Source organism: Actinocrinis sp. (assembly GCF_035605935.1).
GTDB lineage: Bacteria > Actinomycetota > Actinomycetes > Streptomycetales > Catenulisporaceae > Actinocrinis.
On the sequence record NZ_DATNGK010000060.1, the window covers coordinates 1 to 25,593 of the forward strand.

The 25,593-nt window shown below is 69.5% G+C and carries 23 protein-coding genes and 1 riboswitch; of the genes, 13 read left to right on the top strand and 10 right to left on the bottom strand.

Annotated elements, in window-relative coordinates; genetic code table 11:
- Nucleotides 1-631: MBL fold metallo-hydrolase (locus VN779_RS05135; protein WP_325720656.1), on the bottom strand; the 631-nt coding region annotated here is incomplete at its 3' end.
- A 165-nt stretch (nucleotides 632-796) separates the two neighbouring features.
- Between VN779_RS05135 and VN779_RS05140 the strand changes: the two genes are divergently transcribed.
- The gene (locus VN779_RS05140; protein WP_325720658.1) at nucleotides 797-1,945 is read left to right on the top strand and encodes an LLM class F420-dependent oxidoreductase; all 1,149 of its coding nucleotides are present in this window, start codon (nucleotides 797-799) and stop codon (nucleotides 1,943-1,945) included.
- A 636-nt stretch (nucleotides 1,946-2,581) separates the two neighbouring features.
- Nucleotides 2,582-4,336 (top strand): FAD-dependent oxidoreductase, encoded by a 1,755-nt coding sequence (locus tag VN779_RS05145; protein ID WP_325720660.1) that lies wholly within the window; start codon nucleotides 2,582-2,584, stop codon nucleotides 4,334-4,336.
- A 24-nt stretch (nucleotides 4,337-4,360) separates the two neighbouring features.
- Here VN779_RS05145 and VN779_RS05150 read toward each other — a convergent pair whose 3' ends face one another.
- From VN779_RS05150 to VN779_RS05160, 3 genes are all read right to left on the bottom strand, one after another.
- Entirely contained in the window at nucleotides 4,361-5,734 is a 1,374-nt protein-coding gene (locus VN779_RS05150) for an aminotransferase class V-fold PLP-dependent enzyme (protein ID WP_325720662.1), read from the bottom strand.
- 67 nt (nucleotides 5,735-5,801) lie between these two features.
- A riboswitch (SAM riboswitch) is annotated at nucleotides 5,802-5,914 on the bottom strand.
- Between the two features lie 62 nt (nucleotides 5,915-5,976).
- Complete coding sequence (locus VN779_RS05155; RefSeq protein ID WP_325720664.1) at nucleotides 5,977-7,341, bottom strand: pitrilysin family protein; 1,365 nt, start codon at nucleotides 7,339-7,341, stop codon at nucleotides 5,977-5,979.
- A gap of 5 nt (nucleotides 7,342-7,346) precedes the next feature.
- A complete protein-coding gene (locus VN779_RS05160; protein WP_325720666.1) occupies nucleotides 7,347-8,702 on the bottom strand; it encodes a pitrilysin family protein in 1,356 nt (451 codons plus the stop codon).
- A gap of 165 nt (nucleotides 8,703-8,867) precedes the next feature.
- On the opposite strand from VN779_RS05160, the gene VN779_RS05165 reads away from it, so the two are divergent.
- Nucleotides 8,868-9,440, top strand: coding sequence for a hypothetical protein (locus VN779_RS05165; protein ID WP_325720668.1), 573 nt, complete (start codon nucleotides 8,868-8,870; stop codon nucleotides 9,438-9,440).
- Here the strand turns inward: VN779_RS05165 and VN779_RS05170 are convergent.
- Nucleotides 9,429-10,232, bottom strand: coding sequence for a maleylpyruvate isomerase family mycothiol-dependent enzyme (locus VN779_RS05170; protein WP_325720670.1), 804 nt, complete (start codon nucleotides 10,230-10,232; stop codon nucleotides 9,429-9,431). The two genes, VN779_RS05165 and VN779_RS05170, sit on opposite strands and share 12 nt — an antisense overlap.
- A gap of 400 nt (nucleotides 10,233-10,632) precedes the next feature.
- Between VN779_RS05170 and VN779_RS05175 the strand changes: the two genes are divergently transcribed.
- Nucleotides 10,633-11,535 carry a hypothetical protein gene (locus VN779_RS05175; protein ID WP_325720672.1) on the top strand — a complete coding sequence of 301 codons (903 nt, stop codon included), beginning with the start codon at nucleotides 10,633-10,635 and terminating at the stop codon, nucleotides 11,533-11,535.
- A 7-nt stretch (nucleotides 11,536-11,542) separates the two neighbouring features.
- Here the strand turns inward: VN779_RS05175 and VN779_RS05180 are convergent, their stop codons facing one another.
- Together VN779_RS05180 and hisN are read right to left on the bottom strand one after the other, a co-directional pair.
- Entirely contained in the window at nucleotides 11,543-12,220 is a 678-nt protein-coding gene (locus tag VN779_RS05180) for a DedA family protein (protein WP_325720676.1), read from the bottom strand.
- Between the two features lie 3 nt (nucleotides 12,221-12,223).
- Complete coding sequence (gene hisN, locus VN779_RS05185) at nucleotides 12,224-13,018, bottom strand: histidinol-phosphatase (protein ID WP_325720678.1); 795 nt, start codon at nucleotides 13,016-13,018, stop codon at nucleotides 12,224-12,226.
- 171 nt (nucleotides 13,019-13,189) lie between these two features.
- Between hisN and paaA the strand changes: the two genes are divergently transcribed.
- The 5 genes from paaA (at nucleotide 13,190) to VN779_RS05210 (ending at nucleotide 16,907) form a co-directional block, all read left to right on the top strand.
- Nucleotides 13,190-14,158, top strand: a complete 969-nt coding sequence (gene paaA / locus VN779_RS05190; protein ID WP_325720680.1) for a 1,2-phenylacetyl-CoA epoxidase subunit PaaA — start codon at nucleotides 13,190-13,192, stop codon at nucleotides 14,156-14,158.
- A complete protein-coding gene (paaB, locus tag VN779_RS05195) occupies nucleotides 14,155-14,475 on the top strand; it encodes a 1,2-phenylacetyl-CoA epoxidase subunit PaaB (protein WP_349260646.1) in 321 nt (106 codons plus the stop codon). The genes paaA and paaB overlap by 4 nt, the downstream gene beginning before the upstream one ends.
- Nucleotides 14,472-15,266, top strand: a complete 795-nt coding sequence (gene paaC / locus VN779_RS05200; RefSeq protein ID WP_325720682.1) for a 1,2-phenylacetyl-CoA epoxidase subunit PaaC — start codon at nucleotides 14,472-14,474, stop codon at nucleotides 15,264-15,266. Before paaB ends, paaC begins: the two co-directional genes overlap by 4 nt.
- Before the next feature lie 68 nt (nucleotides 15,267-15,334).
- Entirely contained in the window at nucleotides 15,335-15,799 is a 465-nt protein-coding gene (gene paaD / locus VN779_RS05205) for a 1,2-phenylacetyl-CoA epoxidase subunit PaaD (RefSeq protein ID WP_414639582.1), read from the top strand.
- A 10-nt stretch (nucleotides 15,800-15,809) separates the two neighbouring features.
- Nucleotides 15,810-16,907, top strand: a complete 1,098-nt coding sequence (locus VN779_RS05210) for a 2Fe-2S iron-sulfur cluster-binding protein (RefSeq protein WP_325720686.1) — start codon at nucleotides 15,810-15,812, stop codon at nucleotides 16,905-16,907.
- Here the strand turns inward: VN779_RS05210 and VN779_RS05215 are convergent.
- From VN779_RS05215 to aroA, 3 genes are all read right to left on the bottom strand, one after another.
- A complete protein-coding gene (locus tag VN779_RS05215; RefSeq protein WP_325720688.1) occupies nucleotides 16,811-18,259 on the bottom strand; it encodes a globin domain-containing protein in 1,449 nt (482 codons plus the stop codon). The two genes, VN779_RS05210 and VN779_RS05215, sit on opposite strands and share 97 nt — an antisense overlap.
- 174 nt (nucleotides 18,260-18,433) lie before the next feature.
- Nucleotides 18,434-19,684, bottom strand: a complete 1,251-nt coding sequence (locus VN779_RS05220) for a ribosome small subunit-dependent GTPase A (protein ID WP_349260649.1) — start codon at nucleotides 19,682-19,684, stop codon at nucleotides 18,434-18,436.
- 102 nt (nucleotides 19,685-19,786) lie between these two features.
- Nucleotides 19,787-21,085, bottom strand: a complete 1,299-nt coding sequence (gene aroA, locus VN779_RS05225; RefSeq protein WP_325720692.1) for a 3-phosphoshikimate 1-carboxyvinyltransferase — start codon at nucleotides 21,083-21,085, stop codon at nucleotides 19,787-19,789.
- 180 nt (nucleotides 21,086-21,265) lie between these two features.
- On the opposite strand from aroA, the gene VN779_RS05230 reads away from it, so the two are divergent.
- The 4 genes from VN779_RS05230 (at nucleotide 21,266) to VN779_RS05245 (ending at nucleotide 25,539) form a co-directional block, all read left to right on the top strand.
- Nucleotides 21,266-22,027 (top strand): SOS response-associated peptidase, encoded by a 762-nt coding sequence (locus tag VN779_RS05230; protein WP_325720694.1) that lies wholly within the window; start codon nucleotides 21,266-21,268, stop codon nucleotides 22,025-22,027.
- Between the two features lie 206 nt (nucleotides 22,028-22,233).
- Nucleotides 22,234-23,001 (top strand): sigma-70 family RNA polymerase sigma factor, encoded by a 768-nt coding sequence (locus VN779_RS05235; RefSeq protein WP_414639583.1) that lies wholly within the window; start codon nucleotides 22,234-22,236, stop codon nucleotides 22,999-23,001.
- A complete protein-coding gene (gene rsrA / locus VN779_RS05240) occupies nucleotides 22,998-23,291 on the top strand; it encodes a mycothiol system anti-sigma-R factor (protein ID WP_325720698.1) in 294 nt (97 codons plus the stop codon). Before VN779_RS05235 ends, rsrA begins: the two co-directional genes overlap by 4 nt.
- A gap of 553 nt (nucleotides 23,292-23,844) precedes the next feature.
- Nucleotides 23,845-25,539, top strand: a complete 1,695-nt coding sequence (locus VN779_RS05245) for an HD-GYP domain-containing protein (protein ID WP_325720700.1) — start codon at nucleotides 23,845-23,847, stop codon at nucleotides 25,537-25,539.
- The last annotated feature ends 54 nt before the right edge of the window (nucleotides 25,540-25,593 follow it).

The window sequence follows — 25,593 nt, forward strand, 5'->3', positions numbered from 1 at the left end:
GGTACTGGTCCATGTACTTGAGCGCGCGGGCCATTCCGTTGCGCCGCTTGCGTTTGCCGACGGTCTCCTTCATCCGGTCCGGGAAGTCGTACACCATCGGGTACCAGATCGCGCCGGAGTACTGCAGGAAGTGCCCGTGCAACGCGCCGAACTCCTCGATCGGCCCGGCTTCCACCGGACGCGAGTCGTTCTGGTTGTAAATGCGCACGGTGCCGTCGTCGACCGCGAGGCCGGAGTCGCCGATCGGGCCGTCGGTCGGCGAGACCAGCGCGTTGATCAGGATCCGCAGGCCGTCCAACTCGACGATCTGGTTGTTGCGGGTCTGCACGAACCGCTTGAAGCCCAGGTCCTCAAGCGCGTCACGCAGGTCGGGCACCGGGAAGTCCGGCAGCAGCACGGTCGCGTCCTTCGACATGTGCCGGCTGAGCCAGTCCGGGTCGAAGTGGTCGCGGTGCAGGTGCGAGACGTACAGGTAGTCAGCCGAGCCCACCCACTGCGGGTCGACGCCGGTGTTGTCCGGGAACGGCACCCAAGAGCCGAAGTAGGCCGGGGTGAACCAGGGGTCGCAGACGATCCGCCCGGCCGCCGTCTCCAACAGCAGGCCGGCGTGGCCGATCGAGGTGATACGCACTGGCTGGCACTCCTCGTGTCCGCTTCATCGCTTCAGGTGCGCGAGCGCGGCCCGCGCAGTTTGTCTAACCTATCCGACCGGAGGTTAACCGGCCGACAGCCCCGGCGACCTTCCGCCATCGACCGCGGAGCCGCTACGGTTTCCGCAGTTGGATCAGCTGGCTAGATGCGTACTGCGATCTTGGACTGGTTCAAAGACCGGGCTGGGGAGGACGGCGGTTCGGTGAGCGGCGCCCCGCAGGAGACGGCGCGGCGCGGCGCGGCCCCAGGACCGGCGGTCGTCAGCCCCGCGCCGATGCGGCGCGCCCGCACGGCCCGGATGGCCGAGCCGCTGCAGCCCGTTCCCATTCCGACCCCTGCGGACCTGGGCGTTCTCGTCGGTGCCCGCGCAGACGGCGATCCGGCCGAAGCGGTGGCTATCGCTCGATTGGCCGACCAGCTCGGGTACCACGAGGTCATGCTCGGCGAGGCGACCGGTCACGACGCGTTCGCCCTCGGCGCGGCGATGGGACAAGGACCGGCCGCGCTCTGCCTCGGGCCGTTGCCCGCCGGGGTGCGTGATCCGGTAACCGTCGCTCGCGGTGCCGCCTCGGTCGCTGCCCTGACCGGTCGCACGGTAGGGATCGCGCTCGCGGCCTCGACGTCCACGGTGGTGGAAGAGTGGCACGGTCGCGCGCGAGGCGTTCCCGCGACCGTGGTCGCCGAGTCGGCCTCCGTGCTGCGCGGGCCTCGCCGCGACAGCGGACTGCTGGCCGGAACGCCGGTCGACTTCGCTGGAGCACTGGTACGCACCCGCGGCTTCGTCTGCGCGTTGCCGCCCTCAAACGCGGACCTGAGCGTGCTCGCGTTCGGCGCAGAGCTGACCGAAGTGGCCGTCGCGCGAGCTGACCGGCTCATCGTCCCAATAGGTACCGTCGAGCATCTGGCTCGGCTGCGCGGACGCATTCAGTTGGCGGCCGAGCGCGCGAACAGGCAGCCCCCGAGGCTCGCGGTGTGGGTGCCCGTAGCCGTCGATCCTGAGGAGGGCACCCGGCGCGACATGCTGCGCGCGTTGATGCCCTATGTACGCGCGGCCGGCTTCGCAGGCATGTTCACCGAGGCCGGCTTCGGCGAGATCGTCCGGCTTGCCCGCTCCGGCGCGCACGTGCGCTCCGTCGTAGCCGCTGCGCCCCCGGAGATGCTTGATTCCGTCGCCGCTGTCGGCTCAGTCACCGCAGTGCAGGCAGCGTTGGGGGAGTACCGCGCCGTGGGCGTCGACGATGTGATCCTCGTACCGCACAACGCCGAGACCTTGACCGCGCTCGCCGCTACCTGAACGCGATAAATCTGTCTCACTCAACGGGACAGGCGACGGTTGCTTGTCCAGTTGAACGGGACAGGGTTGCGCTTGGTTCAGTCCTCGTTCGGCGGCCATGGGGCCATGGGTATCTCCGTTCCTGGCGAGCCACCGGCCGGCCGCGAGCCGTTCGTTGCCCCGTGGCCATTGTCCTGACGGGGAATCCGGAACTGCCGCGAATAAGGACGATGACTGCGCGGCTCATGGGGTGAGTACGGCTGCGGCGGGTACGCGTCCTGACCATCGCCTCCGCCGACTGTGGCCATCTGGTTCTGCCGGGCACGGACCGCCCTTCGCTCGGATCGGCGAACGGTAAGCAAGGTGAGCACGAGTACGAGTGCGAAGGAACCCCCGGCGCCGACGGCGATGATGAGGCCGGTGGCCGCTCCGTCGGACAGGGCTTGGATCTGAGGGCCAATCGCAAGCATCAATGCCCCTTACTTAGCGTGCGTGTTCGCTGACGCGAGCCGTACAGGGATGGTGCCCACGCGCCCGCGCCGCACACGTGTAGCCCGTTGGCTCTACCCAGAGCGCGCAGCGCGGTCGGCGGGGTTACTTTCGCCGTAGGTGGACTAGTTCTCCCGTTCGTTCCCTGCCCGAAGGAGGCCGGCGGCCATGGCTGAGACTCCGCGTTCAGTTAGCGGCAATGCGCACCCGCGTACCTCGGCGGTGCTGATGGTCAGTCCGGATCCGGTGCAGCGCGACGAACTCGTGGAGGCGCTGCGGCGGCACCTCGGCGGCAGTTCCCGGGTGATCGGCGCCGGGAGCGTGCGTGAGGCGTCCGAGGTGCTGACGTATCTGACCGTCGAGGGCACCGCGGTCTCGCTGGTCATCTGTTCGCACCGGCTGCCGGACGGCTCCGGGGTCGCGCTGTTCGGTCACGTCGGGATAGCCTCCCCGGCCACCAGGCGAGTGCTGCTGACCACGATGGACCAGGCCGATGCGGCGCTCCAGGCGATCAACCAGTCGCAGGTGGACCGGTACCTCGTGTTGCCCGCCGAGCCGCTGGAGGACCGGCTGCTGCCGATCGTGGACGACCTGCTGACCGACTGGTTCGCCCAGCACGCGGCGGCCCAGGTCGGGGTGACGGTGCTCGGACATCGGTTCGCGCCGAAGTCGTACCTGGTCAAGGACTATCTCGCGCGCAGCCTCGTGCCATTCACCTGGTTCGACCTGTCCGACGATCCGGAGGCGCACGCGCTGGCCCGCGATCTGAATCTGCCGAATCCCGCGCCCACGACAGTGCTCTTCGATGACGGCCGGGCGCTCTACGACCCGACCGTCGCGGAACTGGCGGCGGCGCTCGGCCTGACACAGGAGGCGACGCGTGACCGCTACGACCTGGTGGTCGTCGGCGGCGGTCCGGCGGGTCTCGCAGCTGCCGTATACGGAGCCTGCGAAGGCATGTCCGTGGTCGTGGTCGAGGACGACTGCCCCGGCGGCCAGGCCGGGATCACCACGCGCGTGGACAACTACCTCGGTTTCCCAGCCGGCTTGAGCGGCGCCGACTTCGCGCACCGGGCGCTGGCGCAGGCCAAGCGGCTCGGCGTGGAGTGGTGCAGCGCAAAGGTAGCCACGACTTTGTTGCCGCTCAAGGGCGCGCACCGGGTGATGCTCGACAACGGGACGACCGTCGTCGGCCGGGCGGTCCTGATCGCGACCGGGATGACCTGGCGGAAGCTCGACGTGCCCGGAGCGGAGGAACTGGTCAACGCAGGGGTCTACTACGGTGCCTCGGCCGCTGAAGCGAAGGCGGCGGCGGACGAGGACGTGATCGTGGTCGGAGATGGCGACACCGCCGCGGCCGCCGCGCTCGGCTTCGCCGAGCATGCCCGCTCGGTCACGCTGGTGGTGCGCGAACCGAACCTCGCGCAAGCACCGCTCTCGGAGAAGCACGCGATGGCTATCGAAAGCCACAAGCGGATCACCGTCCGCTGCGGCGCCGAGGTCGGCGAGGTGCGCGGCTACGGCAGGCTGGAGAAGGCGGTGTTGCTCGACCTGCACACCGGCGGGGTCGAGGTGCTCCCGGCGAGCAGCCTGTACGTGCTGATCGGCATGGTCCCTTTCTCAGAGTGGGTACGGGACATCGTGGCGCTCGACGAGTTCGGCTTCGTGCTGACCGACACCGAGGTGGCGTTGCGCCCCGAGTTGCTGCCGATGTCCTGGCCGCTCGACCGCCCGCCACTGCTCACCGAGACCTCGATCCCGGGCGTCTTCGCGGCCGGTGATGTGCGCGCGGGCTCGATCAAACGCATTGGCTCCGCGGTCGGGCAGGGTGCGGTCGCGGTCGCCGCGATCAGCCAGTATCTTGACTCGCTCGCTGAGGTTGACGGGGACTCGATCGAAGAGGGCTCATTTGAAGAGGATTGACAGAGCGCGACCGGAAGGGGTCTGTCAGGCCCCGCAGGGAGAGGCGGATCCGCGGGCCGCGCCGGCGAAGTCGGGCAGCGGGCGCGGGTCGCCGATCGGCGCGTAACGACCATCGACTCGCTCATAAGTCCAGCCGGGTCCGGTGGCGATGAGCTGATCGATCGCGGCGATCAGGCGGTCCACGTCGGCGGTCGTCGAGCCGACGCCGAAGGAGGCGCGGATAGCTCCGTCCTTGTGGGCACCGAGGCGGGCGAGCAGCGGGTGGGCGCAGAAGCGGCCGTCACGCACGCCGATCGCATGCTCGGCGGAGAGGTACGCCGCGACGAAGCCCGCGTCGAATCCGGCCACCGTGAACGCGACCACGCCGATCGCGTCAGTGGAGTCGGCAAAGATACGCAGGACGCTGATTTCGGTATGCCGGGTCAGTCCGCTGATGAGCCGGCCGCGCAGGGTTTCCTCGTGGGCTGACAGACTCGACTCGCCTTGCGCGGCAAGGGTTTCGCAGGCCTTCGCCAGCGCAGCGGCGCCAAGGACGTTCGGCGTGCCCGCCTCGTGCCGGGCGGGCGCCGCGGCCCACTCGGTCGACTCACCGGTGACCTCGCGAACCGCGCCGCCGCCAGCCAGGTACGCCGGCGCGGCGTCGAGCCAGTCGCGGCGGCCGACCAGTGCGCCCGCTCCGTAAGGCGCGTAGAGCTTGTGGCCCGAGAAAGCGATGTAGTCGACACCTGATTCACGCAGCGAGATGCGGCGGTGCGGGGCGAGTTGCGCCGCGTCGACCACGACGCGTGCACCGTGGCGGTGCGCGATGCGGGCGATCCGCTTGATCGGGAGCAGTTCGCCGGTCACGTTGGACGCGCCGGTAACCGCGACCAGCGCGGTAGGGGTCGCGGCGAGCGCGGCGTCGAGGTCGCTGAGCGTTTCCCGGATCGTCGGCGCGGCTTCCAGGACCACGTGTCCGCGCCGCTGCCAGGTCACCAGGTTCGCGTGGTGCTCGATGTCGAGGTAGAGCACTGATCCGCCCTGCGCACCGCTGCCCGCCGGCACCGCGCCGGCCAGCAGGTTCAGCGCGTCGGTGGTGTTGCGCACGAAAACCACGACGTCATCGGGCCGTGCGTCGACGAAGCGGCCAACACAGGCCCGCGCGTTCTCCAGCACCGCGGTCGAGACCTGCGACGCGTAGCCCGCGCCGCGATGCACCGACGCGTAATACGGCAGCACGGTGGCGATGTGCTCGGCGACGTCGGTAAGCGCGGGAGCGGAGGCTGCGTAGTCGAGGTTGGCGTACGGCCGCGTGCCGCCGGTCACGATCGGGACGGGGAGATCGGCGCCGACGACGCGGCGCAGCGGGCGCGCGGCAGCGGTGACTTCGGCGGTGGCCTGATATGTGGCGGTCGGCATGACGGCTCGTCCCCTTACGGGTCCGGGGACCCGCGGGGCAAGCCTCAGCGGCTTTACCTGCGCAACGGATCCGCGCTTGCCACGCGACTCCCGCGCGGCCCGGTCTCCATCCGGGGCACCCCATCGCGGTGGAAGGGTTGCCGGCCAGCAAGCCGGGGCTTAGCGCTGGCACTCATGACCTTGATCCGGAGATTAGCACGGGAGCGCGCGGAAGCGGCAAATCCGTTTCGGGGAGTGGGACGTTAGAGACCGAGGGCTTCGAGCGGAGCGCCGACGACGGAGGCGTCACCCTCCACCGCGACCACCAGGTCCGCCGGACGCAGCGCCGCCCGCACTGCCGCGTTGGCCTCGTCCAGCGTCACCTCCAGCAGCCGTGCGTGTTCGGTGGTCACATAGTCCTCGGGCAGCCCGTGCCGCACCATCTCGACCAGCCGCGAGCCGACCGCACCAGCGGTCTGCAAGCCGATCGGCGTGGCACCGGTCAAGTACGCGCGGGTCTTCTCCAGCTCCACGCTCGTCGCGCCGCCGTCGATGAATTCATCGATGACCCGAAGCGTGTCGGCGACGGCATCGGCGGTCGCATCCGTGCGCACCTCGGCCGAGAACGAGAACAGGCCCACCGGACGGCCGAAGTCGAAGCCCGCGTGCGCGCCGTACGTGTACCCCTTCACCTCGCGCAGTTCGTGGTTGATACGCGAGGTGAACGTGCCGCCGAGGATCGTCGCGGTGAGCCGCAGCGCCACGACGTCGATGCCGTGCTGCGCCGCCTCGGCCCGCGTGACGGTCGGGTGACCGATGCGCAGGGTGGATTGCACGGCGCCCGGCCGATCGGCGATTGTCAGCCGCTGCGGACTCGGCAGCGCGGCCGGGGCCGGGGGCCGGGAAGCGGTGGACGCTGGGAAGTCGCCGAAGATGGTCCGGCCGAGCGCTTCCACGTCGAGCCGGTCTAGGTCACCCGCGATCAGCAGCGTCCCGGCATGCCGCAGCCAGGTCGCGTGGAAGGCGCGCACGGCCTCCGCATTGAGCGCGGCTACCGACTCGGGGTCGCCACCGGTCAGCCGGCCGAAGCGGGCGTCGGCACCGTACAGCGCCGACCGCAGCGCCAGCTGCGCGCGCGGACCCGGCCGCGCGAAGGACTCGCGCTTGGCCGCCACCAGGTCCGACAGGTATCGCTCGACGTCAACGTCCGTGAACGCCGGCGTGCGCACCGCCTCGGCCAGCAGGTCCGCTCCAGCCGCGGCCTCGCGGATCGGCAGATCGAGTGAAATCCGCGCGGTCTCCCAGCCGGTGTCCACCGACCAGCTGCCGCCCAGCGATTCCACCGCGGTGCCGAAGTCGTCAGCGCTGCGCTTCTGCGTGCCCTCGTCGAGCAATCCCGCGGTCGCCTTGGCCAGCCCGTCGAGGCCGGCCGGGTCGGATAACGCGCCGCCGTCGAGCAGCACCGACAGCCACGCGATCGGCTGGCCCGGCAGGTGTGCGGCGACGATACGTCCCCCGCCGACAGGCACGGTACGGACTTCGGGGAAGACATACGGACGCGGGGGGACACTGCCTGGACGCGCGGCGAGCGAGGCGGCGGCGCCGAAGCTTGCAGAGGTCTCAGTCACAGCTCTCAGGCCTCCGCGCTCTCGTCGTTGCGTTCTGCCGTGGGTGTGTATGCGAGCGTGATCCGGTTGTCCGGTGCGAACACCCGCACGGCCGCCTCCTGAACCTGAGCCGCGTCCACCTCAAGCAGCTCAGGGAGCCGATCGGCGACCTTCAGCGCGTCATCGAACAGCGTGGCGTGCTTGCCGAGCTGATCGGCCCGCGAGCCGACCGTCGCGAGCTCACGCGACCAGTCCGCGGCAAGCATCGAGCGCGCTCTGCTCAGCTCCTCCTCGCTGACGCCATCGGCCGCGACCTGCTCGCAGACCTCGAAGAACGCCGCCTCCAGCTGAGGCAGCGTCACTCCGTCGCGCGGCGTGGCCATCCCGGTGATCATCGAGGCGTGCCAGGCGCGCTGCCAAGTGCCGAGATAGCCTCCCTCGGCCTGAGCCAGCCGCCGCTCGGTAACCAACTCGCGAAACAGCCGGCTGCCGCGGCCCCGGCCGAGCACCACGCTCAGCACGTCATCGGCCGCCGAGCCCGGCTCGGCGAAGCGGGCGGAGCGAAACGCGAAGAACACTCGCGGCAGTGGGACCGGCTCCTCGAGTTCGACCCGCTCGGCCTTGCCCAGCACGTCCGCCAGTTCCTCGACCGGCGGCAGCTGCGGCCGCGGCCGCGGGCTCAGCGCGCCGAAGTACCGTTCGGTCAGTTCGCGCACCTCTTCGGCCGTGGTGTCGCCGACGACCGTGAGCACTGCGTTGTCGGGGGAGTAGTAGGACTCGTAGAAGGCGGTGAAGTCGGACAACTGCGCACTGTCCAGCTCAGCCATCGAGCCGATCGTCGAGTGGTGGTACGGATGTCCCTCGGGGTAGGCAAGCTCGCCGAGCACCTCGTGCCAGCGACCGTAGGGCACATTGTCGTACCGCTGTCGGCGCTCGTTCTTGACCACCTCGCGCTGGTTGTCCAGGGTCTCCTGGGTCAGCGCCAGCGCGCCCATCCGGTCTGCCTCAAGCCACAGCACGGTGGCCAGCGCCGCGGACGGCACGGTCTGGAAGTAGTTGGTGCGGTCCGAACTGGTGGTGGCGTTGATCGCGGCCCCGCCGACCTCCTGCAGCACGCCGAAATGCTCGCCCTTGCCGACCTGCGCCGAGCCCTCGAACATCAGGTGCTCGAAGAGGTGCGCGAAGCCGTGCTTGCCGGGCGGCTCATGCCGGGAGCCCACGTTGTACCAGAGGTTCACCGCGACGATCGGCGCCGAATGGTCCGGGGCCACGACCACTCGCAGCCCGTTGCCGAGGGAGAACTGCTCGACCGGCCAAGCGAACCCGCCGGCGGCTGCCTGGGCCGTGCCGTCGCTCGTCGCGGTCGCGCCGGCGGTGGTCATGTGCGCCGAGTTCGCCACCCGGGCCCCCAATCCAAGGTCGCTGAAGTCTGCTTGGGCCGTTTTAGGTCAGCATAAGGGGCGAGGCGAGGCCAACGGCGTTGGTATGGGCATCATCAGACGCGGGCACCGAAGCCCGGGCGAGTGCGAAGAGAGCGGTGAGGCTCCATGGGCCACGGAGGCACGGCGCGGGTCGAGCGCTTGCAGCGGGTACGGCGCGAGCGCCGCGCCGCGGAGGAATGGCGGCGTACCAGGCTGCTGCCGACGTGGGTCGAGTGGTTCTTCGTCGCCGGCGCTTTGGTGCTGATCCCGTGGACCGTGTTCCTGTTCACTACCACCGAGCCCGGCGTGATCAGCAAACACTCCCGGCTGGTCTGGGGCGGTTTCGACTGCTTCCTGGTGATCGGCTTCGCGCTGACCGCCTACCGGGTCGCCAGGCGCTCCCCGCGCGGCGCGATCACGGCCACGGCGACCGGGACGATGCTGTTCATCGACGCCTGGTTCGACGTGCTCACCTCGCGCCGCGCCAGCGAGCAGCTGATCGCGGTGCTGTTCGCGCTCTTCGCGGAGATTCCGTGCGGAATGATCTGCTTCTACGTCGCGCGCCGGATCATCGGCCTGTTCGAAGCCTCGATCCCGGTGCTGCGAGAGGCCGGATTCCGGCTGTCCGGCGGGCGACTTACGCCGCCGCCCGCCGATGCCGCCGTTCCGGCCGTACCGGGTGAACTGTCAGAACGCTGACTTAGCGGACCAGTGCGCGAGCAGCGAGAGGTCGCCGAGCACTTCCAGCTGCGGGTCGCCCACCTTGCGCCGGCCGTAAATGAACAGCGCCAAGTCCTGCGCCTTGCCGCGAATCGCGGCCGCGCCCTTGACGTGCGCGTGCGACCAGCGGAAGCCCTCGGGCTCCAGGGTGATCAGCCACTCGCCGGGCAGCTCGTCGCCGTCCAGGTCGGTGGCGTGCAGGTGGATCGTCTCGCCGTCGCCGTGCAGCTCGCGCACCTTCGGCTGGAAGAAGGCGGCGAACGGCAGCAGGTCGAGTAGTTCGTCGACCGCGTCCACGGCCACCGCCTGCTCGATCTGGCTCGCCACGCCTGCCGCGGCCTCGGCGTCTGTCCGGTGGATCGTGGTCTCATGCAGCATCCGGCGGATCCAGAAGCTCACGTGCTTGTCGGCGGCCCACGAGTACATCGGGGCGTCCGGGTCGGCGGCGCGCAGCGCGGCGACCAGGGCGGCGCCGTTCTGGGCGAACCAGGCGGGGACCGCGGACCAGTCCTGCGGCATCCCGGAGGTCATGGGGCGCCGATCGATGCGCTCCGGGGCCAACTTCTCGACCATCGTGCGCACCCACAGGTGGATCAGCCCGACGTGGTCGATGAGGTCGGAGAGCGTCCAGTCCCCGCAACCTGGCACGGGGGCGGACGGTGAGGTGTCGGCGACTAACTCAGCAAGGCGGCGGATCTCGCCGTCGAGCAGGTCTATCGCGGTCTCGTGGCGGACGGTCCGACGGCGGGGCGACGGGGCGAGGGTGGGCACCGGAGGCTCCTTTTGGATCGTTCGTGCTCGGGGTCACGCGGGTACGACGACGCCCTCGCACGGCGTCATCGACGGTTTTGCTCCCTGGGCCCCGGCAGGGGCGTTCGGTAGCGCGAAAGGGTGGTAAGGCTGTTTGTCCCCTGAGTCGGGGGCGCGCATGCCTTCCGAGCGGTATTCCTTAAAGCTTGAGGCCAACGACCGCTGAACGCCACGTGACATCCGTCTCGTAGCTGCGCATGGCCCACTGCGGCAACAGCGCTAAGACACCCCGCGTGGCCGGTGTGTTCCCGCCCGCATCTCCCCTAGGGTGGATAGGCGGTTCAGGTGATCTTCAGTTTTGCTGCGCGGTAGCCGTCGCCGCGATACGTTCCGATCAGGCGTGAGCTAAGGAGGCTTCCGAGTGGGATGGGGCCTGATGGCTGCGCTGGTGGCTTCGCTGTGTTACGGCGTCGCCTCGGTGCTTCAGGCAGTCGGAGCGCGGCGGGTGGAGCGTACCGAGCAGATCGATCACCGACTGCTGGTGCGCGTACTCAGTTCGCTGCCTTTCCTCGCAGGCACGGGTCTTGACGCGATCGGGCTCTGCTTCAACCTATTCGCCCTACGCCACTTGACCTTGTTCACCGTGCAGGCGCTAGTGAACACGAACCTTGCGGTAACGGCCGTGACTGCGGTTCTGCTCCTGCGCGCGAGCATGATCCGTCGGGACAAGCTCGCGGTCACCAGTGTCATCTTCGGACTCGTTCTGCTCTGCCTCGCCGCGGGGCCGGAGGGCAGCGGCACCTTCGACACCGGGGCCCGCTACGGACTGCTGGTCGCCTCGGCGGCCCTCGCGACGGTCGCGATCATGGTCGCGAACGTGTTCAAGCAGGTGCACCCGGCAGTGCTCGGCGCGCTGGCCGGCTTCCTGTTCGGCATCTTCGGAATCTCGGTGCGGGTGATACCGTCGCTGGCCGTCGAGCGGCTGGTCGCGGATCCGGCGGCCTACGCGGCGATCATCGCCTCGGTGACCGGCTTCATGTTCTTCGCGGGCGCACTGCAGCGTGGCTCGGTCACCGCGACGACGGCCGCGCTGGTGGTCGGCGAGACGACGATCCCCGCCCTGGTCGGCCTCATCGCGCTCGGCGATACGACGCGCCACGGCTTCGCCCCGCTCGGCATCGTCGGGTTCCTGCTGGCGGTCGGCGGCGCGCTGTTGCTGTCGCGGTACGGCGAACTCGTCGACGCCAAGCCCGCGGATCAGCACGCCGAGTGCGTGGTCGATCGGCCCGAGAGCAGCACGCCGGCCAAGCCGCTCGGCAGCTGATCCGGCGTCAGCCGCGCTGACTCGAAGCGGATTCGGATTCGTCGTGCGCCATCTCGGCCTCGGTCTCGGCGTCCTTCTTCTTTTGCCGGCGCCGGTTCCACAGCACGAGCCCGACGATCAGGACCAGTGCCGCGCCGAAAAGCGCGTAGCTGACCACGTTGGTGTAGTGCTCGATGCGTTGCCAGGCCGTGCCGGCGAGGTAGCCGATCAGGATGAACGCGGTTGCCCAGGTGACGCCGCCGAGTGCGTTCCAAAGCAGGAAGCTTCGGTACCGCATCTTCGCCGTACCGCACAGGCTCGGCACCAGCGCGCGTAGTACCGCAGTCCAGCGACCAATGAACACCGCGCGGCCGCCGAGCCGGTTGATCAGGTCCTTGCCCTGCCTGATGTGCGCGGGCTTAACGAACCGCTTCGGCGCCTTGTCGAGTAGTGCGTCGCCCCACTTCTTGCCGACCTCGTACCCGACCGAATCGCCCAGGATCGCTCCTGCGATCGCGGCAAGGAACACGGCGTACAGCGGGATCTTGTGCTCGTACGCGAGGAACCCGCCGACGACGACCGCGGTCTCGCCGGGCAGGATGAAGCCGAGGAAGATCGAAGCCTCAAGGCCCGGCAGCAGGAACACCAGACCCAGGGCCACCCACGGATTGAGCTTCAGCAGCTGGTCGACGATCCAGGTGACCATCCGTCAGTCCCCCAGGTGCGCCAGCAGAGCGTCGTGCAGCAGGCCGTTGGAGGTGCAGGCCGAGCCCGCGGCGGGGGAGGGGTCGCCGTCGGTGGAGGTGAACAGGCCGCCCGCCTCCGAGACGATTACCGCGACCGCGGCCATGTCCCAGAGCGAGACTTCGGGCTCGGCGGCCAGGTCCACGCTGCCCTCGGCCACCATCATGTGCGACCAGAAGTCCCCGTAGGCGCGGGTGCGCCAACAGGCTCGGGAGAGGGTCAGGAAACCGTCGAGCTTGCCGTCTTCCTCCCACGAGATGATCGAGGAGTAGGCGAAGGAGGCGTCTTCGAGGGCCTTGACCTTCGAGACCGCCAGCCGAGTCGCCGAGGACAGCGAGCGCCCGGAGTATGCCCCGCCGTCCTTCGACGCCCACCAGCGCCGGCCGAGCGCGGGCGCGGAGACCACGCCGACCACGGGGGTTGGACCCTCCATGAGCGCGATCAGCGTCGCCCAGACCGGAACGCCGCGCACGTAGTTCTTGGTCCCGTCGATCGGGTCGATCACCCAGCGCCGCCGGGTGGAGCCGCTGTTGCCCGGGGTGTCCCCGTACTCCTCGCCGATCACCGCGTCGCGCGGGCGCGAGCGGCTCAGCGTGGTGCGCAGCAGCTCCTCGGTGGCCTTGTCCGCGTCGCTGACCGGGGTGAGGTCCGGTTTGGTCTCCACCTTCAGATCCAGCGCCTTGAAGCGCTGCATGGTCAGCGAGTCGGCCTGGTCCGCCAGGACGTGCGCCAGCCGCAAGTCGTCGTCATAGCCCGTCACGCCCCCAACCTATCGTTTCGGCGGCGTCAGGGGCTGAATCGCGGCGCCTGACTCTCGGGCGCGCTCTCGATAACGGCACACGCTCAGTAACACGGGAGGAGTGCTCGGCATTGACGGGGGTACTCGGACCGGGGACACTTGAACCGAACGTTCGGTCGGGAGGTGTGGCAGGTGTCCGTCGTCGAAGCCGGATCGGTAACCCCAGACGCGCGATCGGTCGATCCGCAGGCAGGATTCGACGCGTTGCTCGCCGCTGACGAGCGAGTCGAGCCGCGCGACTGGATGCCCGACGCCTATCGCGCCTCGCTCATCCGGCAGATCGCCCAGCACGCGCACTCCGAGATCATCGGCATGCAGCCAGAGGGCAACTGGCTCACTCGCGCGCCGTCCTTGCGGCGCAAGGCGATTTTGCTCGCGAAGGTGCAGGATGAAGCCGGCCACGGGCTGTACCTTTACGCCGCTGCCGAAACGCTCGGCGTGTCACGCGAGGAACTGCTCGACGCGCTGCACACCGGCCGCCAGCGCTACTCGTCGATCTTCAACTACCCGACGCTGACTTGGGCCGATGTCGGCGCGATCGGCTGGCTCGTGGACGGCGCCGCGATCGTCAACCAGATCCCGCTGACCCGCTGCTCGTATGGTCCGTACGCGCGGGCGATGGTGCGCATCTGCAAGGAGGAGTCGTTCCATCAGCGTCAGGGCTATGAATCGCTGTACGCCCTGGCGCACGGCACCGCGCAGCAGCGCGCTATGGCGCAGGACGCGGTGGATCGCTGGTGGTGGCCTTCGCTGATGATGTTCGGGCCGCCGGACAGTGCCTCGGCGCACACCGCGCGTTCCACGCACTGGAAGATCAAGCGGCACACCAACGACGAGCTGCGGCAGCGCTTCGTGGACATCACCGTCCCGCAGGCCGAGGTGCTCGGGCTCACCCTTCCGGACGCCCAGTTGACGTGGAATCCTGAAAGCGGGCACTACGACTACGGACCGATTGACTGGTCCGAGTTCGAGGCCGTACTCGCCGGCAATGGCCCGTGCAACCGGCAGCGGATCGCCCGCAAGGTCGCCGCCCACGAGGACGGCGCCTGGGTTCGCGCCGCCGCGGCCGCGTACGCGCAGAAGCATGGAGCCAGCTTATGAACAGCCCGACTGCGTCCGGGCCGAGCGCACCTGGCGAAATAGCCAGCATGGTGTGGGAGGTGTTCGTGCGCCCGCGCCGTGGCCTCTCGCATCAGCATGTCGGCTCGGTGCACGCCGCGGACGCCGAGCTCGCATTGCGCCGCGCCCGCGATCTGTACACCCGCCGCGGCGAAGGCGTCTCGATCTGGGTGGTGCCGGGCGGTGCCATCAGTGCTTCGTGCCCTGATGAGAAGGACCCTTATTTCGCACCCGCCGCAGACAAGGCGTACCGGCACCCGACCTTCTACCAGCTGCCGGAGGGGGTGAAGAACCTGTGACCGAGACGCGTGCCACAGAAACAGGCGTCACCGTGCGGCCGGTGGAGAAGCCGGTTGAGGAATACGCGTTGCGGCTCGGCGATGACGCGCTGCTGCTATCGCACCGACTGTCCGAGTGGCTGACCCGCGCGCCGGACCTGGAGGAAGAGGTCGCACTCGCCAACATCGCCCTCGACCTGCTCGGCCAGGCACGCTACCTGCTCTCCCTCGCCGGTCAATCCACCGCGCAGGACGAGGACGTGCTGGCCTTCCGCCGCTCTGACCGCGAGTACCGCAACGCACTGATCGTCGAGCTGCCGAACGGCGATTTCGCGCACACAATCCTCAGGCTGCTGTTCTTCTCCACCTATCAACGCGCGCTCTATCGGGCGCTCGCGCACAGCGCGGACGCGAGCCTGGCCGCCTTCGCTGGCAAGGCGCTCAGCGAGGTCGAGTACCACGTCGAATACGCGGCCGGCTGGGCCGTGCGGCTCGGCGACGGCACGGAAGAGAGCCACGACCGCGCAGCCGCCGCTGTCGCAGAGCTCTGGCCGTACACCGCGGAACTGTTCGCCGCCGACGACCTTGTCAATGCTCTGGCTAACGAAGGAATCGCCGCCGACCCCGCGGTGTTGCACGCGGAATGGAGCGAGCAGATCGAGGCGGTCCTCGCGCAGGCCACCCTCGGCGTCGAGCCGACCGGCACATGGCGGCCGGGCGGCGGCCGCAGCGGCCTGCACACCGAAGCGCTCAGCTATCTGCTCGCCGAGATGCAATCGGTGCACCGCGCGCACCCCGGCGCCGCCTGGTGACCGCAATGCACGGACAGACAGCTTTGCTTAGCGCGCGAGACCTCGTGTCTTCAGTCCCCGATCCAGAGATGCCGTACATCACGCTCGGCGACCTCGGGGTCGTCGGCGCGGTACGCATCGACGAGGATGCGCGAGCGGTGCACGTGGAGCTGACGCCGACATACCTTGGTTGCCCCGCGACGGAGGTCATCCAGCAGGACGTGAAGGCCGCGCTGCTTGACGCCGGGTGGCGTTCAGTGGCGATTGAGCTGCGCTTCGATCCGCCGTGGACCCCCGAGCGCATCACGCGGCAGGGCCGCGCAAAGCTCGCGGCAGAAGGCATCGCGCCGCCGACGGGCCGCGCCGGATCGAAGGGGACTGACTCGGCTCCGGTGTTCGTCACCCTCGGCCGCCCGCCCGCCGAAGTACGCTGCCCGCATTGTGGCGCCGCGCAGACCGACCTGCTCAGCGCGTTCGGACCCGCGCCCTGCCAGGAACTGCGCCGCTGTGCCGCCTGTCGCGAGCCCTTCCCGGCGATCAAGCGGACCCGATGAGGCAGCGCCCATGACCGTTCAGTTTCACCAGCTCACCGTCGAGGCGGTCGAGCCGCTGACCGAGGACGCGGTCCGCATCGTGCTCGCCGTGCCCGAACCGCTACGCGAGGCTTATCGCTATACCGCCGGCCAGCACCTCACCATCCGCTACAGCGCTCCGGGTACCGGCGAGCAGTTGCGCCGCTCCTACTCGATCTGCGCGCCTCCGCCGCTCGACGGCCCGCCCTCCCGCCTCGCCGTCGCGGTCAAGCGGCACGGTCCCGGCGGTTTCGCCGACTACGCGGTCCGCAAGCTGGCGCCGGGCGAAGTGCTCGACGTGCTCACTCCGGTCGGCGGCTTCCACGCGCACCCGGGCGAGCTGCAAGCCGGCCGGGTGCGGGTGATCGCGATCGCGGCAGGCAGCGGCATCACCCCGGTTCTCGCCATCCTCCAGGACGCGCTGCGTACGAACCCTGAAAGCACCGCGGCTTTGCTCTACGGCAACCGCACCAGCGCCGACGTGATGTTCCTCGACGAACTGGCCGACCTCAAGGACCGCTACGGGCCACGCTTCGAGGTGCTGCACATACTCTCCCGCGAGGATCACGGTTCGCCGCTGCTCACCGGCCGCATCGACCGGGAGAAGCTGCCGTTGCTGCTCGACGCGATCGCGGCGGCGCCCGATGACGCCTACTACCTGTGCGGGCCCATCGGCATGGTGGAGGACTGCCGCCGGGTGCTGGAAGAGCGCGGCGCGACGCATGTCAGGTTCGAGCTCTTCGATACCGGAGGGGTCAAGAAACAGAAACCTGCGACGCAGGACAAGACCGCGGTGGCCGGAACCGGAACGGGCACGCGGATCACCGTGACGCTGGGCGGCCGCACCACACGCTGCGAGCTGCGTCCAGAGGACGACAGCCTGCTCGCCGCGGTCATGCGCGACCGGCCAGATGTGCCTTATGCGTGCACTGACGGCGTCTGCGGCACCTGCCGCGCGAAGCTGGTATCCGGCACCGCGCAGATGGCCCGCGACTACGCCCTCGAACCCGACGAGAAGATCGGCGGCTTTGTGCTCACCTGCCAGTCGCTGCCCACCTCGGACGAGGTCGCACTCGACTTCGACGCCTGACGCCGGACCTGAAGCTGGCGCTGCGGCGACAGCTGGCCCTGTGGAAATGGCTGGCGCCGCGGGAGGGGCTGCGGCGTCCGCTGCGGCAAAGGCGGTAAGGACGGCGACTGCGGCAGCGCGGCGCGCTGCGACTCGCCGGAGGAAAGCACCTTGCGCGCACTCGCCTGCGCGGCTGCCCTCGCCGCGACCGCATACTCCTGACGTTTGAAGCCGGCATACACGTCGCTCTGCTCCTCGAACGCGTCGAATCGGATGCGTTCCGAGGGCACGTCCATATCCAGCAGCCGCTTCAGCGTCGCCCGCATCATTTCAGCCGAACCCGAGACGAAGACGTCGTGCTCGGTCCAGTTGAAGCGATCGGCGCCGTGCCTGGCCAGCACATCCGGTAGCAGCCCTCGCTCGCCGGAGTGCCAGGCATCGTGTGAAACACAGGGCACGATGGTCAGCCACGGCGCGTGGACGCGCAGCGCCTCCAGTGCGTCGAGGGCGTACAAGTCCGCGGTTTTGCGTGCGCCGTAGTAGACGGTGACTCGCCGGTTGGTGTTCCAGCGCGTCATGTCCTCGACGATCGCCATGATCGGTGCGATACCGGTGCCGCCGCCGACCAGAAGCACGTCCCGGTTCGAGAGCGAGTTGCCCACCAACGAGCCGACCGCCGGGCCGAGCCGCACCGTGTCGCCAAGCCGAGTGTGGTGCACCAGCGCCGTGGAAACCCAGCCGCCGTCGACCGCGCGCACCTGGAAGGTCAGCAGGCCGTCCGCGCGAGGCGCGTTCGCGATCGAGTACGGGCGCCAGACCCGTGGCCAGCGCAGCGTTTCGATCGCCGCGGCCTGACCCGGACGAAACGGGTACGGATGGTCGGTCTGCAACGTCAGCAGCGCCACCGAGGGGCTGGGTCGGTGATGCGCGACGACCCGGCCGCTCCAGAACGCCGGGATGATCTTCGCGGAGTCTTGCGCGGCGGCGATCATCGTCTGCGACACGAATTCGAAGGCTGACAGCCACGCCGCATCCATCTGCGGCGTCCAGCCCGCGCCGCCGAAGTGCCGCATGGCCGCGATGAAGCAACGGGTCACCGCATCATAGTCCTGAGACCGGACGCCGAACTTCCGATGATCGCGGCCGAGCTGCCGCAGATACTCGATCAGACTCTGCGGCTCCTGCGCCTGGTGCACGATCCGGGCCACGGCAGCCATCAGCCGATCGCGCTGGTCGTCCATCATCGGCGGGAACATGTCGCGCAGCGCGGGGTTCTCGAGGAAGAGCAGCGCGTAGAAGTGGCCGGCGAGCTGGTCGGTCCGGTCTTCCACCAGCGCGAAGGACTCCTGGATCAGCCGTGGATCGAATGACATGCCGGCGGTCCTTCTCACAGGGGACAGGGACCCGCGGCCGCGGACGACCGGCGGAGCCTTTACGCTATGCCATGGGAAGGTCACTCAAGGTAGAAGTCCGGTAGAAGTCCGCCGGTTCAGCGAAGCCATCGAATAAGAGCTCGATTATCCGTGCCAGGGGCATCCGGCCGGACCTCACCCACCCGCGCCGCGCTCGGTGAGCGCGATGAGCAGCCGCCGAACCGAGTCCACCCGCGCTTCGGCGCCCGCGAGCTCACCCGAGCCAGGCGGCAACCCGGTCAGCCACTCGTCGAGCGCGCAATCCGGCGCGTCGGCCGCGTGGGTGCAACCGCGCGGGCACTCGGCGATCACGCCCGCGAGATCAGGAAACGCCTCCACGACCCGGCTGGGGCTCACATGCGCCAGGCCGAAGGACCGCACTCCGGGCGTGTCGATCACCCAGCCCTCGGGCAACACGCGCGGCTCCGTGTCGCGCTCGCGCAACGCGTCGAGTTCCTCGTCGTCGAAGAGTATCGGCTGGGTCCACGGCTTGGCCTCCCGCGCGCTCGCCGCCGCCTTGCGGGCACGCCGCGACGGCTTCGATTCCCCGCCTTTGGAATCTCCTGCTTTCACAGGGCCCTGTTCCGCTGCATCAGGGCCTGATCTCGGCTCCGGTCGCGGCGCAACGTACTCCGGCAGGCGCAGCGCCACCGCTGAGCTCGAGGTGTGCCGACCACGCCCGGTGATGTCGTTCACCAGCCCGATCGCCCGATCCGCGTCCGGGACCAGCGCGTTAACGAGGGTTGATTTGCCGACGCCGGAGTGGCCAACCAGGACACTGACTCGCCCGGCCAGCGCCTCACGCAACGGCTCCAAGCTGCCGCCGCGCCGGGTCACTATCGACGGAACGCCAAGCGCCTCATAGGCGGACAGCAGCGGCGCGGGATCGGCGAGGTCTGCTTTGGTCAGGCAGAGCAGTGGCGACAGCCCGGCGTCGTACGCAGCGACGAGACAGCGGTCGATCATGCGCGGGCGCGGCTCGGGGTCGGCCAGCGCGGTCACGATCACCAGCTGATCGGCATTGGCGACGATGACCCGCTCGACCGGATCGGTGTCGTCGGCGGTGCGGCGCAGCACGTGCTCGCGCGGATGCACCCGCACCACACGGGCCAGCGCGTCCGGTCCGCCGCGCAGCTCACCGACCAGCGAGACCCGGTCCCCGAGCACCACGCCCTTGCGGCCGAGTTCGCGCGCCTTCATAGCGGTGACTTCGCGGCTTTCCCGGTCCACTTCGATCAGGCAGGTGTACCGGCCGCGGTCGACGGCGACGACCATCCCCTCAGCCGCGTCCTCGTGATCGGGCCGCAGCCGCGAGCGCGGCCGCGAGCCGCGCGGATTCGCCCGGATCCGGATGTCGTCCTCGTCGAAATCCCGGCCGCGCCTCACCACGCGCGGTCCACCGTCACTGCTATCGGCGAGTTGATCGTCGGTGTGCTGGTCCTCAGCGTGCTTCTCATCGGACTGCCGATACCCGGTGCGCCGCCGCCGTCACCCCTGGTACTCCGTTCCAGCGAGCAGCGCGGCCCAGCGGCCGGTGAAGTCGGGCAGCGTCTTACCGGTCGTGGCCACGTTCTCTACCTGGATGCCCGGCACAACGAGTCCCAGCACCGCGGCGGCGGTAGCCAGCCGGTGATCGTCATACGTCGCGAATTCGCCACCGCGCAGCGGCCGCGGCTTGATCAGCAACTCGTCCTCGCCTTCGACGACCTCACCGCCGAGGTTGTTGATCTCCTTGGCGAGCGCGGCGACCCGGTCGGTCTCGTGCAGCCGGATGTGGCCGATGCCGTGCAGCCGGGAAGGGCCGTCGGCCAGCGCGGCCAGAGCCGCGATCGTCGGGGTCAGCTCGGACTCGCCGGAAAGGTCCAGGTCGACGCCGTGCACAATGCTATTGCCGGTCACCGTCAGGCCGTCAGGACCGAGTTCGCAGCGCGCGCCCATCAGCGTGAAGATCTCGCGCAGCCGGTCGCCCGGCTGGGTCGTGTGCTCGGGCCAATCGGTCACGGTCACCCGGCCGCCGGTCACCAGCGCGGCCGCGAGGAACGGCGCCGCGTTCGACAGGTCCGGTTCGATGGTCGTCTCGCGGCCGCGGATCGTTCCCGGGGCCACTGCCCAGCGCTGCGGCTCGGAGTCGTCCACCGCGACCCCGGCCTCGCGCAGCATCTCCACGGTCATGCGGATGTGCGGCAGGCTGGGCAACCGCTCGCCGACGTGCCGCACCTCGACCCCGCGGGTGAACCTCGCCCCGGCCAGCAGCAGTGCCGAGACGAACTGCGAGGAGGCGGAGGAGTCGATCTCCACCAGGCCGCCGGCCAGCGCTCCGGCGCCGCGCACGGTCAGCGGGAAGTGCCCGGGACGTGCCGAGTCGTCGATGTCCGCGCCGAGCGCCCGCAGCGCCTCGATCAGCGCCCCGATCGGCCGTTCGTGCGAGCGCGCGTCTCCATCGAAGTGCACCGGGCCGTCGGCCAACGCCGCGATCGGCAGCGCGAATCGCATGACCGTGCCCGCGTTGCCGACGTCCACGCTCACCTCGCCACGCAGCGCCTGCGGCGGCGTGACCTGCCACGAGCCGGCCGGCAGGTCCTCGATGCCGACCCCGAGCGCACGGAGCGCATCGGTCATCAGCAGGCTGTCACGGCTGCGCAGCGGCCGGCGCAGCGTGGCCGGCGCATCGGCGAGGGCCGCGAGCAGGAGGGCGCGATTGGTCGCGGACTTCGAGCCGGGGACGGTGACCCGGGCGGTCACCGGCCCGGCGCTGGTGGGGGCGGTCCAGAGCTCCGAAGTCGTCATGCCTCAAGCGTAGTGGCGCTGGCGACCGGAAATCTGTCCCGCATTCACGCCCGAGAGTGGATCGCGCGGGTGACCGCCGCAGAATCACTCCCCAGTGCATCATCCGCGGATCCCACCCACAGAACCGCACCGCTGCCGGACTTGAGTCAAATGTCAGCGCGGCGTGGCAGGCTTCATCACATGTGTGGTCGTTATGTCGTTAACACGCCGCCGCAGCAATTGGCCATCGACTTCGGCGCGGATCTCCAGATCCAGGAGTACCCGCCGGACTTCAACGTCGCGCCGACCAAGCCGATCCCGGCGGTGCTCGTGCGCCATGGGCAGCGCACGCTCTCCACGCTGCGCTGGGGGCTGATCCCGTTCTGGGCCAAGGACCCGTCCGTGGGCGCCAAGATGATCAACGCGCGGATCGAGTCGGCTGCCGAGAAGTCCGCCTTCAAGCAGTCCTTCGCGCGCCGCCGCTGCCTGCTTCCCGCGGATGGGTATTACGAATGGCTGGCCCTTCCTCCCGCCGCCGACGCGGGCGCGGCCGACGGAACGAAGTCCAAAGCCAAGCCCAAGCCGCGCAAGCAGCCCTATTTCGTGCATCCGGTCGCCGGCGGCCCGCTCGCCTTCGCCGGGCTGTACGAGCGCTGGCGGGACGCCGAGGGAAACGAGCTGTGGTCCGCGTCGATCCTGACCGGCGCCGCCACCGACCGGATGGCCTGGCTGCACGACCGAATGCCGCTCACCGTGCCGCGTGACGCGTGGACCGCGTGGCTCGACCCGCAGCTGGAAGATCCGGGGCAGGTGCGCGATCTGCTCGACTTCTCCCCGGACTGGATCGCGGCCGCGGTCTCCGATCAGGTGAACTCGGTGCGCAATAACGGCCCGGAGTTGATCGAACCGATCCCCGAACCGGCGGCGCCCGCGGGAATGGGGGAGGCTGAACCGCTGTTCTGAGGATTGTGATGGCCACAATCCCCACTCTCACCGAACACGAGTTCGCCGACTTCGCCCGCTTCCACGAGGAGCCGAGCCCGGAGGCGCCCGCGCCTGTCGCGCCGCTGACGCCTGCCCGAATCGGTGATCACGTCCCCCGACGGCTATTCTCGGGGGGAGTCCGGCTGGTTCTCGAGCCGGATCCGATCACGGAGGTGGGTATCACGGTGGGCACTGCCGCCGGAGCGCAGCCTGCGCACGAGGCGGATACACAGACCTCGCCGCAGCCAGTCGATGGGACGGACGCGGCGCTGACGGCTGCCCAGCAGCTGTCTGATCACGAGGCGCTGTTAGATCAGGAAACGCCGGCCGAGCGTGACGCGCGGTTCGAACGTGACGCCATGCCGTTCCTGGACGCGCTCTACTCCGCCGCGCTGCGGATGACCCGCAACCCGGCCGATGCCGAGGATCTGGTCCAGGAGACCTACGCCAAGGCGTACGCGTCATTCCACCAGTTCAAGCCGGGCACGAACCTGAAGGCGTGGATGTACCGCATCCTCACCAACACGTTCATCAACGGGTACCGCAAGCGGCAGCGTGAGCCCCTGGCCTCCGGCACCGACGAGATCGAGGACTGGCAGCTGCACCGGGCCGAGTCGCACAGCTCGACCGGACTGCGCTCGGCCGAGGTCGAGGCGCTCGACCACCTGCCGGACTCGGACGTCAAGGCGGCGCTGCAGTCGATCGGCGAGGACTTCCGCATGGCGGTGTATCTCGCGGACGTCGAAGGCTTCCCCTACAAGGAGATCGCGGACATCATGGGCACGCCCATCGGCACCGTGATGTCCAGGCTGCACCGCGGCCGCAGGCAGCTGCGGGAGCTGCTGGCCGACTACGCCGAACAGCGCGGGTTCGCCGGAGCGGTGGCCGGCGCGAACGGCCAGAACGGGGCCAACGGTCACAGCGGGGACGCTGGAAAGGCGGCGACGGCATGAGCTGCGGGCACCCGCACGAGACCGACTGTACGTCGGTGCTCGACCGGGTCTACGAGTACATCGACCACGAGATGGCCGAGGACGACTGCGCGACAGTCAAGAAGCACCTGGACGAGTGCGCGCCCTGCCTGGCCGAGTTCGGCCTCGAGCAGGCGGTCAAGTCCCTGGTTCACCGCAGCTGCGGCTGCGACACCGCGCCCGAGCAGCTGCGCCTGAAGGTGCTGTCCAAGATCCGCCAGGTCCAGCAGGACCTCGCGGCCGACAGCGCCGAGCCGGCCGCGTCGAGCTGACGCACCCTTAGACGTTCCGCGCGGCGCCGTTCGCGGCGCCGAAGCGTCGTCGCCCCCTCACTCTCTTCGCGACCCCTTCGCGACGCGATAAGACACGCCTCGTACTCGTTCGATCGCCATGGGTTGCGATCTCTCATGCCCGGCTGATCCGGTTTTAGATGTAACGCCGTTAATGCCGAACCGATTTGCTGACGCTCGGTAGTTTATCCGTTACAGCCCGTCTGAACTGGACCGATATTCGCCGGAGTTTTCCACTCAGTCGATTGAATTGTGTTCCGTATGGCGTGACAGGTGGCACCATCGTGTCGTTAGGCCATCGAGTCGGGAGTGCGGAACCGGCTCGGGGCTGAGGAGTGCCCCGGTGCGGAGGGGTGGCGACGTGACGGTACTGGAGTTTCGGAAAACTCAATCCGGGACAGCTGCGCACTTGGCGCGCAGGCTTCGTAGGATGGCCCGGGGGACGGAGCCGATCGGGGCAGGGTCGCCCGTCGGCGCGCGTCCGACCCCCCACACCAGTCCGGCCTACCCGGACCGGGAGGGCGAGGATGGGCCGATGCCGAGGACGCCGAGGCTGTATGTAGCCGTAGTGGCTGCGGCCGCCGTCGCGGTCGCCGCCGTCATCCTGCCGGTCACCCGATGGGACCGGGTCGATCCGTTGCTCTTCTTCGCCCTCGCGGCGATCCAGGGCCTGATCGTGCTCACCACCACCTTCCCGAGGTTCGCGGAGAGCCCGGCCGTGCCCGCCTCGGTCGCGCTTCAGCTTGCCGCCGTGGTCCTGCTCACCCCGGGCGCCGCGGCCGTCAGCGTCGCCCTGGGCGGATTGTGCATCTGCCTGCGCCCCGGCACGCCCCCGTCCCGGATGATCTTCGTGCTCTCCGGCATTTTCCTCACGCCAGTGGCCGGCGACGCGGTCTACATCCTGCTGCACGGCTCCAGGACGCTGATGCGGCCGGAGATGCCGGGCGCGCTGCTGCCGATAGTGGCCGCGGCGCTCGCTCTTTCGGCGGTGCCCGCGCTCCTGGTCGGGACGATGACCGTCCTCGGCGGCCGGGTCCGTGCGCGAGCCGCGGTGCGCGACGCGGTGCGGCACGTGCTGCCGCGCAACGTCGCCTACAGCTTCGCCGGCCTGCTCGCCGCGGTGCTGTGGCGCAACCACGCACAGGTGATGGCCAGCCTGGTGATGATCGGCCCGCTGCTGGTCACCCGTTGGGCCTACGCGCAATACTCGGCGCAGCGCGCCGCGCACGACGCCACCGTGCGCGCCCTGGTCCAGGCGGTCGAGATCAAGGACCTCTACACCCGCGGGCACAGCGAGCGGGTCGCCAAGGCCAGCGAGATGATCGCGCGGCGCCTCGGCATGGAGGAGCAGCGCATCTCGATCCTGCACTACGCGGCGATCCTGCACGACGTGGGCAAGCTCGGCGTGCCGACCCGGCTGCTGCAGAAGGACGGCAAGTTCGACGAGGCGGAGCTGGAAGCCATAAGGGTGCATCCGGTGCGCGGCGTCGACGTCGTGCGCGACATCGCGTTCCTCAATGAGGCGTACACCGCGATCCTGCACCACCACGAGCGCATGGACGGCCGCGGTTACCCGACCGGACTGTCCGGGGAACGCATCCCGCGTTTCGCCCGGATCATCGCGGTCGCCGACGCCTTCGACTCGATGACCTCGACCCGCTCCTACCGCCCGGCCCGCTCGGTGTCCGAGGCGGTGGCCGAACTGCGCGCCTGCGCGGGCAGCCAGTTCGATCCGGCGATGGTGGACGCGATGCACGCCGCACTGGTCGAGGCCGAGCGGGAGGGGCAGCCGTGGCTCGGCGACGGCACCATGCCGGCCTTCGCGCCGTTCCAGAACGAACTCGGCCTGCCGACTCGCGTGCTCAGCGGAACGCCGGTGCCGGCTCAAGCCAACGGCAGCGCGCAGCTCGGCGCCGGGGCGCTCAACGCCGGTCCCACCATGGGCATCCCCAGGAATGGCGCCGCGAAGGGCACGGCGAGCGACGCGAGTCACGACGCCGCCAACGGCGTCGGCGGCCACCCTGGCGCCGCTTACTCCGAGCACGCCATCCCGCGGCCCGCCGTCCCGGACTCCGGCGTGAACGGCTTCGACCACGACGACCCAGCCTTCGTCGTGCCCTCGCCGATGGGCGAGAAGTCGGCGGCGGATGCTGGGCAGCCCGGTGAGCAGGCTGGCGATCGGGAGCGGTCCGCGCCGCAGCCACGAGCTCCCCGCTGGGGGCGCCGGTGAGCCGCCGGACTGCCGCCGCTCGGGCGAAGGTTGGCTGCCACGGCACCACCTCGA